We start from the raw sequence: 9,419 nt of genomic DNA, 5'->3' as shown, positions 1-9,419 counted from the left end.
TAAATCAGTAAGTTGGCAGCATCACCCACACAACGACTCCCATTCTGCATCGCTCATTTCATCAAGGGTTTTACTTTGCCAGAAAGGTATATCGCTCATCAGGTGTTCCGCCATTACGTTAAAACGCACCTTATAACCAGTCTGGCACAGCGATGCAAGTTTTGCCGCCTCATTCAGGCGGCAAAAAAGTATTACAAAACGCGAGTTGTCAAAGAATGACCATCGAAAGTAACAGTCAGTTCATCGCCACTGTATAGCGGGCCGACACCATCAGGCGTGCCTGTTAACACAACGTCACCGGCCTTGAGGGTAAAAAACTTGCTCATATAAGCAATCAGCGGAACGATTTTATGGATCATGTCCGCAGTCGTACCTTGTTGGCGTTGTTCGCCGTTAACGCTCAGACCCAGCGATGTATTTTGCGGATCGCCAGTGAACTCTGCGGCAGGAATAAACCCGGAAAGAGGACAAGAGTTATCAAACGCTTTGGCCTTTTCCCACGGCTGCCCGGCTTTCTTCATTTTTGCCTGAATATCACGTAATGTCAGATCGAGCGCCACGCCGTAACCTGCAATGGCTTTGCGCACATGCTCTTCCGTAGCCTGACGTAGCGTCGCGCCAATCAACACAGCCAGTTCTACTTCATGATGAACCGCGCCGAAATCTGAGGGAATAGCCAATGGCTGGCGCAGATCGCACAGTGCCGTTTCAGGTTTAATGAACAACACGGGCTCTTCAGGTACTTCACTCCCCATCTCTTTAATATGTCTGGCATAATTACTGCCAACACAAACTACTTTACTCACCGGATAATCCAGCAGTGCACCTTGCCAGTTGTGATGTTGATACATAACGTTCCTCTCACTTCATCGTGGATCTTAAAACCCGCTCCGACAAATATGATGCCACCGCCGGATATTGGTTATTTTTTAGTGCTGTCTGTATTTTTCGCCATCACAGAAAGATGTTGCTTCAGCAAATCCTCAGGAGGAGGTGGCAATTGAAGATAATAGCCATGCTCAGCTAAGGCCTGTTTAACTTTCTCAATATCGGCATTTACCAGTTTTTTTCTCCCGTCCAATGGAAGAATCATCGCAAGTTGCGGTTGACCAAAACCTTTCATCAGCTCCTCTGGAACACGTGAAAAGTCGTCTTTTTTTTCAACATATAAATAGGTCTGGTCACGTTTACTACTTCGATAGATCACACAAAACATAATTTTACTCTGAATAAATGGGGGGGTGACTTGCCTCAATATAATCCAGACTATAACATGCCTTATAGTCTTCGTAATATCATCGCACGCTGATGATGATGGTAATTAGCTAATTGAGTAAGGCCAGGATGTCAAACACGCCAATCGAGCTTAAAGGTAGCAGCTTCACCTTATCTGTGGTTCATCTGCATGAGGCAGAACCTAAGGTTATTCATCAGGCGCTGGAAGACAAAATCGCTCAGGCTCCGGCATTTTTAAATCATGCTCCCATCGTACTCAATGTCAGTGGCCTCGAAGAACAGGTCAACTGGCCAGCAATGCACAAAGCTATCTCAGCAACAGGCTTGCGGATCATTGGTGTCAGTGGCTGCAAAAATGCGAAGCTGAAAGCTGAAATCGAAAAGATGGGGTTGCCAATCCTGACTGAAGGAAAGGAAAAAGCGCCACGTCCAGCACCGGCTCCCCAGGTTCCTGCGAAAAATACAACACCGGACACAAAAACGCGCTTAATAGATACCCCTGTACGTTCCGGTCAGCGCATTTATGCGCCACAATGTGATCTGATTGTTACAAGCCATGTTAGTGCAGGGGCAGAATTGATCGCAGATGGTAACATTCATGTCTATGGCATGATGCGCGGTCGTGCGCTAGCCGGGGCAAGTGGTGACCGGGAAGCACAAATATTTTGTACGAGTCTGATGGCAGAACTGGTCTCTATCGCCGGTGAATACTGGCTGAGTGATAAAATCCCAGCAGAATTTTATGGCAAAGCGGCACGACTGCAATTAGTCGAAAACGCTTTGACCGTTCAATCGTTAAATTGATCCCTTTTTAACAAGGAATTTTTATGGCACGCATTATTGTTGTTACTTCGGGGAAAGGGGGCGTTGGAAAGACAACCTCCAGCGCGGCCATCGCCACTGGTTTGGCCCAGAAGGGAAAGAAAACTGTCGTGATCGATTTTGATATCGGCTTGCGTAATCTCGACCTGATTATGGGTTGCGAGCGCCGGGTCGTTTACGATTTCGTCAACGTCATTCAGGGCGATGCAACGCTAAATCAGGCGTTAATTAAGGATAAGCGTACTGATAACCTCTATATTCTCCCAGCTTCGCAAACTCGCGATAAAGATGCCCTCACCCGCGAAGGGGTGGCCAAAGTTCTTGATGACCTGAAAGCAATGGACTTTGAGTTTATCGTTTGTGACTCACCGGCGGGTATTGAAACCGGTGCATTAATGGCTCTTTATTTCGCTGATGAGGCCATTATTACCACCAACCCGGAAGTCTCCTCAGTGCGTGACTCTGACCGTATTTTAGGTATTCTGGCGTCGAAATCACGTCGCGCAGAAAACGGCGAAGAACCCATAAAAGAGCACCTGCTGTTAACGCGCTATAACCCTGGTCGCGTGCATAAAGGAGACATGTTGAGCATGGAAGACGTGCTGGAGATCCTGCGCATCAAGCTCGTCGGCGTGATCCCAGAGGATCAATCAGTATTGCGCGCCTCTAACCAGGGGGAACCGGTTATTCTCGATATCAACGCCGATGCGGGTAAAGCCTACGCTGATACCGTAGAACGTCTGTTGGGAGAAGAACGTCCTTTCCGCTTCATTGAAGAAGAGAAGAAAGGCTTCCTCAAACGCTTGTTCGGAGGATAAGTTATGGCATTACTCGATTTCTTTCTCTCACGGAAGAAAAACACGGCCAACATTGCAAAAGAGCGGTTGCAAATTATTGTTGCTGAACGCCGTCGCAGCGATGCAGAACCACACTATCTGCCCCAGTTGCGTAAAGATATTCTTGAGGTCATTTGTAAATACGTACAAATCGATCCCGAGATGGTGACCGTACAGCTTGAGCAAAAAGATGGTGATATTTCCATTCTTGAGTTGAACGTGACCCTGCCGGAAGCAGAAGAGCTGAAATAAGCTGTATTAGCTCAGGTCCGATCTGACAGTTACCGGTTATTTATACAGGTATCTGTCAGATTACACCCTGGTTAAATTTTTCTCTTCCCCGGTTCGCTATTAAGTAATGTTGTCATCGGCGTCCAGGCACAGCCCCCTTCCCTCCGTTGAGTTCGCTCATTTGGTTGCTGCGTTGTTAGTACAGGAAATGGGAATTACCTCCTGTTTTGTATAAACGGTAACACTCCCCATTCAAGCTCCAGCGTCAAATTAAGTCGCAACTAATTCACATTATCGCCACCAGAATAAAATCACTGACATTACGTTTTCTGATAAATATTGTTCACATATAAATTACACAATAACATTGATATTTCAGATTGCCTTACCTTTGCAATGCAATGTTAACACTTGATGACATTTCTTGAATAAAATATTCAAAATCAATGAGTTAATTCTTATTTAAGATTATTCCCATTCAAGCGAAAAACATAACTCTTATTATACAAACCGCGCTCATTTTGAATGATCTGAATAATATCGAGCGTTCTTTAGTTAAGCTGCTCTTAATTGAAGACGAAATTATTGTGTGTGCAACTTACTTAATACCGGACATCTAAGTTGAAGAAAAAAACACTCGCCTTCGGGCTCATCTCAATATTACTCTGCTCCACGCCAGCCATGGCGGATATGAATCGCACCACTAAAGGCGCATTGTTAGGCGCAGGCGTAGGCTTACTGACTGGCAATGGTGTAAATGGCGTACTGAAAGGCGCTGCTGTAGGTGCAGGTGTTGGCGCAGTCACTGAAAAAGGTCGCGATGGTAAAAATGCCCGTAAAGGCGCAAAAGTAGGTGCGGCCGTTGGCGCAGTCACTGGCGTCCTGACCGGCAATGGTCTGGAAGGCGCGATTAAAGGTGCTGTGATTGGTGGTACAGGTGGTGCCATTCTGGGTAAAATGAAATAAGGTATGATGATGAAAAAATTTGCTTTACTGGCTGGACTGTTTGTTTTCGCACCAATGACCTGGGCGCAGGATTATAATATTAAGAACGGCCTGCCGGCAGAAACCTACATTACTTGCGCAGAAGCCAACGAAATGGCAAAAACTGACAGCGCACAGGTTGCAGATATCGTCGCTGTAATGGGTAATGCCAGCGTTACTAGCCGTGATTTAAAAATTGAGCAATCTCCAGAACTGAGTGCCAAAGTGGTAGAAAAACTGAATCAGGTTTGTGCTAAAGATCCGCAAATGCTGTTAATTACCGCAATTGATGACACCATGCGTGCCATCGGCAAAAAATAATTGTTAATGTAGTACCGCGTCGATTTATTCGACGCGGTATATTTTTAGCGGATGGATGTGCTTATAAACAAAAATGAAGTGTTAGTATTTGGCTTTAGTTTATTCCGTCAGTTTTCACTGTATCAAAAACTATTTTACTGCAATCATATCCGTATACCCCCGCCTCACCGCAGAGTAATTTTCCCAAAACTAAACCTGACCAGTTTTTCCAGTTTCAAAGATTAATCATCTACTGATTGGATTTATAAGCATTTCTGATCAAATATCCTGTCAGCCCAAATTGTCAAAACGTATTTAAAAGAAGGGTTAATGCTGATCCCTTTGGCTTACCAGCTTCTCTCTTAACCGGTTAAGCAAATTGATTACCAGCCAAACCAGTGCATTGATTAAATTTATGGTAACAAGCACTTCTCCTAGCCAGATGCTGGGTTTGGCGATCAGGATAATCAGGATGGAGATCAGCATAAACGCAATGGAAAAGATGATATACAAAGTGAAATAATCCAGGCTATTACTTTTGTTCATGCTACTTACGGTGATCCTGACAAAATCTTCAGACAATTATAGCAAACAAAAGAATGAACAATAGTAACAAGAAGCAACGAGCTAATTACCTGTCTACAATTGCACCATTTCATCGCCTTGCTGATCAATTTTCAGCCAAATATCATCATGCTATATCAATTAGTGCAATATTCACTCAACAACCACTTTCACCTTCGGTTTTGAGAGAATAATTTTGACGAGTTCAATATACGTCACCGGTTTATAGAAATAGTACCCTTGCTGGAACGTAATATTATTCTGGTTCAAATAGTCGAGCTGCTCCTTCGTCTCGACGCCTTCGGCGACAATACTGATAGAAAGTTTGCGCGCCAGATCCAGCACACAGTCCAGAATTCGGGTGGAATCAGGATCTGCATTGACCCGACCGACGAAACTGTGATCAATCTTAATATAATCGATGTGCAGATCATGGAGATAAGAAAGCCCTGAGTAGCCCGTACCAAAATCATCCAGCGCGATAACAAAACCATTTTCATGCAGAATGTTCAATCGCTGAACCAAATTTTCATCAACATGTAACGCTTCACGCTCAGTAACTTCAAGAACGAGATTCAAATCATGGCGAGTGAAGCTGTCGCGGTATTTCAGACATTCTTCAACAAATGTCGGCGAAATAATATGCGAGGCGCTAAAATTGATCCCAACATGAAATCCTTCCGGCAGTTTACTGGCGATCGCGTTCATTTGTGTGGCGACCTGACTCATCAAACTTTGGGTGAGCGAAACTATCAATCCTGATTTTTCAGCAAGTGGAATAAATGCTACAGGTGAAATATATCCTCCACGAGGATGTTTCCATCGGGCAAGAACTTCTACGCCGCGTAACGTCCCTTCCCGACCATTAACTACCGGTTGGTAAAAAGGCACAATCTCACCATTGCTTATCGCCCTACGCAGAATCTCTTCAGGTGTGTCTGTCTTATTGAAATATTTATCAAGTAAAAAGGCAGCGGAACAGGATATTAAAAGGCTGAATATCAAAATACCCAAGCCTTTGTCGATCATTCTGGTAAAGCTAAATAGCGGCGGCTGGTTATAGATAATACTGAAATGATATTCAGTGGAGTTAACCCGTCCAGAAAGTTGATGTCTGCCATTGAGAGTTGTCACATCTCCCGACGGCCCAATAATATTATCCCCCACGCGCAAACTATATTTCACCCCCTTCAACGGCACATGGAGCGCCCCACGGATATGCTGGTCGCTAATAGTCACCAGGATACGCGTATCAGCGAACTGAATCTGATAGAGCAGAATGGGTAATCTATTTACAGTGTCGAGCGCCGGAGCCAACAGCAAATTACTGTCTGGTATCTCAGGAATACGGGATAGCAGTACCCGATTACCCGGCAGCGATGTACACCAGACAGCACCTTGTTTGAGAATGATGATCGTCCGCAGATGGGGTTTCAGCGCGGCCTCTGTACCTAGCTGATATTGTTCATCCAGATCGCACCTTTTCCCTGCAATTTCCATCGCCGTTTGAGTCGCCTGTGACGCTTCCTCAAGAATATGATTAATGTTGTTGGCGGCGTACTTCGCCCCCGCCAGGCTCTCTGCTTTTGCGGAATACCAGAGCTGAATATTCAAAATAGAGACGCCAGTAATAAACAGGCACACCGCAACGAGGATGGGGATAAGTGTATTGCGCATTCGCGTGTCCCAGGACCATTATTCTCTGTTCATTCGCTCAATCTGGCGTCTACAGAGAGCATGGTAGAGAGAATCAGAAATATCCACGTTCTTGATGAAATTTTACCCCACTATGCCGTAATACCTTCAATGTTGGATAAAAATCTCAAGTGAGCGTTAATTGACTGCCCCCAGGACAGAGAAGACGATTGAGCAACAAACCAGAACAAGAATATTGGGTAGGCAACGTTCTCTGTGTACTCATCCTTTAATACTTAACTGTATCAATGAGTAAGGATATGCTGAACTGGTACAACGTCGATGGGGACAGTAAAGGTTATACCGAGGTAAGGCAGTGCAAATTGTTACTCTACGCGACCCAGCTTTTTCTTCAACAGCACACGACACCTGCTCATAACAAACGGTATCCATCAATAGCGGCATCCAAAATCAGCTCCATTATATACAGCAATATCACTGGAAGGAATGTGAAGAATCGATAGCAGTAATATAAGTTGCACAAGTCAAACGTGGATTTTTTATACTCTTAAAAACCAGCGAAATAACTTTTTCTGATAACATCTATAACCAGTTAGAATAAGAAAGAGAGCGATATATTCTTATTTAGCAAGTCAGGCTATAGAAACCATATAATGCGAATTCTGGTTACGTAAGGCATTTTCTTTTCACTAACTCAATGTTACAAATTGTAAAGATTAACTCTTCCTGTTTGTATTCAACTTGTCTGGTCATATCTAAATAGATATGTAAAATTGATAACGGCTGGTAATCATTCAATACTCGCACTATAGAAAGTTCGCCAGCCTGCCGCAGGCACGCGCCTTTATACGACGTGTCTGCGGTTTTGTTGTGATATTTATATAGAAGTACTGGTGAATTATGAGCAATCTGAATCCATGCATGGCGTGTGGTGCCTGTTGTGCATTTTTCCGCGTCTCTTTTTACTGGGCCGAAGCTGATGATGCAGGCGGAACCATACCGGCTCATCTTACTGAGCAGATATCCCCTTACCACCGATGTATGCGCGGAACTAACCAGAAGAACCCACGCTGTATTGCCCTGGCAGGAACGCCTGGAAAAAACGCCTGCTGCACAATATATAAAAACCGCTCTTCCACATGTAGAGAATTCGCCATGTCAGGCGAGCATGGAGAAATTAATGAGGCATGTAATCGCGCTCGAGCTAAATATGGACTACCTCCAATTTAAAAGCTTTTTCAAGTTTAATTAGCTCCATACGATCGCCATCCTCAACAATATATTCAGGTAGCGAAACTAACTATGCCGCGACATTACTGTCGCGGTTAATCCATTAATAATAAATACAAAAAAACCAAAATAAATCATATAACACCCCATCAATAATTAAGATCATTGATAAAATTAAAGTACGTCTGTAGCATTATCATATTTTATTTTTCATAGACGAGTTTTTTCGTGTTATGTTATAATATGGCGAATAAACACAGGTTATCAACTTGTCAGTAATGTAAATAAATTTCGAGGAGATCATTCCAGTGGGACGTAAATGGGCCAATATTGTTGCTAAAAAAACGGCTAAAGACGGTGCAACGTCTAAAGTATATGCAAAATTCGGTGTGGAAATCTATGCTGCCGCTAAACAAGGTGAACCAGACCCAGAATTAAACACATCTTTAAAATTCGTTATTGAACGTGCGAAGCAGGCACAAGTTCCAAAACACGTTATTGATAAAGCCATTGATAAAGCCAAAGGTGGCGGAGATGAAACGTTCGTACAAGGGCGTTATGAAGGCTTTGGACCAAATGGTTCAATGATTATCGCTGAAACGTTGACTTCAAATGTTAATCGTACAATTGCTAATATTCGCACAATTTTCAATAAAAAAGGCGGGAATATTGGAGCAGCAGGTTCTGTCAGCTATATGTTTGACAATACTGGTGTGATTGTATTTAAAGGAACAAATCCTGACCATATTTTTGAAATTTTGCTTGATGCTGAAGTAGATGTTCGTGATGTGACTGAAGAAGAAGGAAGCATCGTTATTTATACTGAACCTACAGATCTTCACAAAGGAATTGCAGCTCTAAAAGCCGCTGGAATTACTGAGTTTTCAACAACAGAATTAGAGTTGATTGCTCAATCAGAAGTAGAACTTTCACCAGAAGATTTAGAAATCTTTGAAGGGCTTGTTGATGCCCTTGAAGATGACGATGATGTCCAAAAAGTATATCATAACGTTGCTAATCTCTAATTATAAATATCCTCCGGCTATGCCGGAGGTTTTTCAGATGCACCTATAAGGCTCTGTTTCCAGCCGCGCCCTAACTGGTGCATATGATCTAACATTTGCATTCAACTTTGTTACTTACGACCCGTAAACGAGTTGCCTGGATATGGGTTCAATAATTGTTCGCCAATTTTATCTTCTTCGAGCTGGTGCTTTATATATTCTTGTATCTTTGCTGTGTTCTTACCCAGCGTATCTAAATAATAACTCCTACACTAAAAATCCCTGTTCCTGTATTTGAATTTTAGATCTCTAAATGCTCATAGAGCATCAGACTGCGTTTACCCTTCAGATAGCCCATAAACCTCGATACGCTCATTTTCGACGGGTTCTCCACATACACAGCATTCTGCTTTCGCAACGGCTAACTCCTTTGTGTATTTCGCATCGAGTGCAGCAACATCGCACTGGCGCAACTGCATATCAGTAAAGGAAACGTCCTCAGCTTCTTGTACCGTCTGATTATCGATATGTAGTGGTCAACAAAAACTGGCCACAG

12 protein-coding genes and 2 pseudogenes are annotated in these 9,419 nt (G+C 43.4%); 8 read left to right on the top strand and 6 right to left on the bottom strand.

The window, feature by feature from the left end:
- Positions 1 to 27 precede the first annotated feature (27 nt).
- From EQY_RS26995 to EQY_RS0121480, 3 genes and pseudogenes are all read right to left on the bottom strand, one after another.
- Positions 28 to 99: pseudogene (locus EQY_RS26995) on the bottom strand (YcgN family cysteine cluster protein); the annotation flags it as partial.
- 92 nt (positions 100 to 191) lie between these two features.
- Complete coding sequence (locus EQY_RS0121485; RefSeq protein WP_000284293.1) at positions 192 to 851, bottom strand: fumarylacetoacetate hydrolase family protein; 660 nt, start codon at positions 849 to 851, stop codon at positions 192 to 194.
- A 71-nt stretch (positions 852 to 922) separates the two neighbouring features.
- Positions 923 to 1,216 (bottom strand): YcgL domain-containing protein, encoded by a 294-nt coding sequence (locus EQY_RS0121480; protein WP_001516252.1) that lies wholly within the window; start codon positions 1,214 to 1,216, stop codon positions 923 to 925.
- A 128-nt stretch (positions 1,217 to 1,344) separates the two neighbouring features.
- On the opposite strand from EQY_RS0121480, the gene minC reads away from it, so the two are divergent.
- The 6 genes from minC to EQY_RS0121450 all read left to right on the top strand — a co-directional run bounded on the left by minC (position 1,345) and on the right by EQY_RS0121450 (position 4,430).
- Positions 1,345 to 2,040 (top strand): septum site-determining protein MinC, encoded by a 696-nt coding sequence (minC, locus tag EQY_RS0121475; RefSeq protein WP_010345785.1) that lies wholly within the window; start codon positions 1,345 to 1,347, stop codon positions 2,038 to 2,040.
- A gap of 23 nt (positions 2,041 to 2,063) precedes the next feature.
- Entirely contained in the window at positions 2,064 to 2,876 is an 813-nt protein-coding gene (minD, locus tag EQY_RS0121470; protein WP_000101043.1) for a septum site-determining protein MinD, read from the top strand.
- A gap of 3 nt (positions 2,877 to 2,879) precedes the next feature.
- A complete protein-coding gene (gene minE, locus EQY_RS0121465) occupies positions 2,880 to 3,146 on the top strand; it encodes a cell division topological specificity factor MinE (RefSeq protein WP_001185665.1) in 267 nt (88 codons plus the stop codon).
- 446 nt (positions 3,147 to 3,592) lie between these two features.
- On the top strand, positions 3,593 to 3,745 hold the full coding sequence (locus EQY_RS27500; protein WP_370906317.1) for a hypothetical protein: 153 nt from the start codon (positions 3,593 to 3,595) through the stop codon (positions 3,743 to 3,745).
- A gap of 1 nt (position 3,746) precedes the next feature.
- Complete coding sequence (locus EQY_RS0121455) at positions 3,747 to 4,091, top strand: YMGG-like glycine zipper-containing protein (RefSeq protein WP_000730702.1); 345 nt, start codon at positions 3,747 to 3,749, stop codon at positions 4,089 to 4,091.
- Positions 4,092 to 4,094: 3 nt separating this feature from the next.
- Complete coding sequence (locus tag EQY_RS0121450; RefSeq protein ID WP_000979974.1) at positions 4,095 to 4,430, top strand: YmgD family protein; 336 nt, start codon at positions 4,095 to 4,097, stop codon at positions 4,428 to 4,430.
- A gap of 306 nt (positions 4,431 to 4,736) precedes the next feature.
- On the opposite strand, the gene ymgF is transcribed toward EQY_RS0121450, so the two are convergent.
- Both ymgF and pdeG read right to left on the bottom strand, forming a co-directional pair.
- Positions 4,737 to 4,955, bottom strand: a complete 219-nt coding sequence (gene ymgF / locus EQY_RS0121445) for a cell division-associated protein YmgF (protein ID WP_001043535.1) — start codon at positions 4,953 to 4,955, stop codon at positions 4,737 to 4,739.
- Between the two features lie 171 nt (positions 4,956 to 5,126).
- A complete protein-coding gene (pdeG, locus tag EQY_RS0121440) occupies positions 5,127 to 6,650 on the bottom strand; it encodes a cyclic di-3',5'-guanosine monophosphate phosphodiesterase PdeG (RefSeq protein WP_001246514.1) in 1,524 nt (507 codons plus the stop codon).
- Between the two features lie 879 nt (positions 6,651 to 7,529).
- Between pdeG and EQY_RS0121435 the strand changes: the two genes are divergently transcribed.
- Together EQY_RS0121435 and EQY_RS0121430 are read left to right on the top strand one after the other, a co-directional pair.
- On the top strand, positions 7,530 to 7,859 hold the full coding sequence (locus tag EQY_RS0121435) for a YkgJ family cysteine cluster protein (RefSeq protein WP_010345776.1): 330 nt from the start codon (positions 7,530 to 7,532) through the stop codon (positions 7,857 to 7,859).
- Between the two features lie 308 nt (positions 7,860 to 8,167).
- Positions 8,168 to 8,884, top strand: a complete 717-nt coding sequence (locus tag EQY_RS0121430) for a YebC/PmpR family DNA-binding transcriptional regulator (protein ID WP_000532931.1) — start codon at positions 8,168 to 8,170, stop codon at positions 8,882 to 8,884.
- A gap of 110 nt (positions 8,885 to 8,994) precedes the next feature.
- Here EQY_RS0121430 and EQY_RS0121425 read toward each other — a convergent pair.
- Positions 8,995 to 9,392 (bottom strand): annotated as a pseudogene (locus EQY_RS0121425) (transposase).
- Between the last annotated feature and the right edge of the window lie 27 nt (positions 9,393 to 9,419).

The organism is Escherichia sp. TW14182 (assembly GCF_000208525.1).
Lineage (GTDB): Bacteria > Pseudomonadota > Gammaproteobacteria > Enterobacterales > Enterobacteriaceae > Escherichia > Escherichia ruysiae.
Note: the sequence above shows the minus strand (reverse complement) of the source record. Positions and strands in the feature narration are given on the sequence as shown.

Coding starts and splice junctions, on each gene's coding strand:
- EQY_RS0121485 (WP_000284293.1), bottom strand. CDS start 851: ATGTATCAACATCACAACTGGCAAGGTGCACTGCTGGATTATCCGGTG.
- EQY_RS0121480 (WP_001516252.1), bottom strand. CDS start 1,216: ATGTTTTGTGTGATCTATCGAAGTAGTAAACGTGACCAGACCTATTTA.
- minC (WP_010345785.1), top strand. CDS start 1,345: ATGTCAAACACGCCAATCGAGCTTAAAGGTAGCAGCTTCACCTTATCT.
- minD (WP_000101043.1), top strand. CDS start 2,064: ATGGCACGCATTATTGTTGTTACTTCGGGGAAAGGGGGCGTTGGAAAG.
- minE (WP_001185665.1), top strand. CDS start 2,880: ATGGCATTACTCGATTTCTTTCTCTCACGGAAGAAAAACACGGCCAAC.
- EQY_RS0121450 (WP_000979974.1), top strand. CDS start 4,095: ATGATGATGAAAAAATTTGCTTTACTGGCTGGACTGTTTGTTTTCGCA.
- ymgF (WP_001043535.1), bottom strand. CDS start 4,955: ATGAACAAAAGTAATAGCCTGGATTATTTCACTTTGTATATCATCTTT.
- pdeG (WP_001246514.1), bottom strand. CDS start 6,650: ATGCGCAATACACTTATCCCCATCCTCGTTGCGGTGTGCCTGTTTATT.
- EQY_RS0121435 (WP_010345776.1), top strand. CDS start 7,530: ATGAGCAATCTGAATCCATGCATGGCGTGTGGTGCCTGTTGTGCATTT.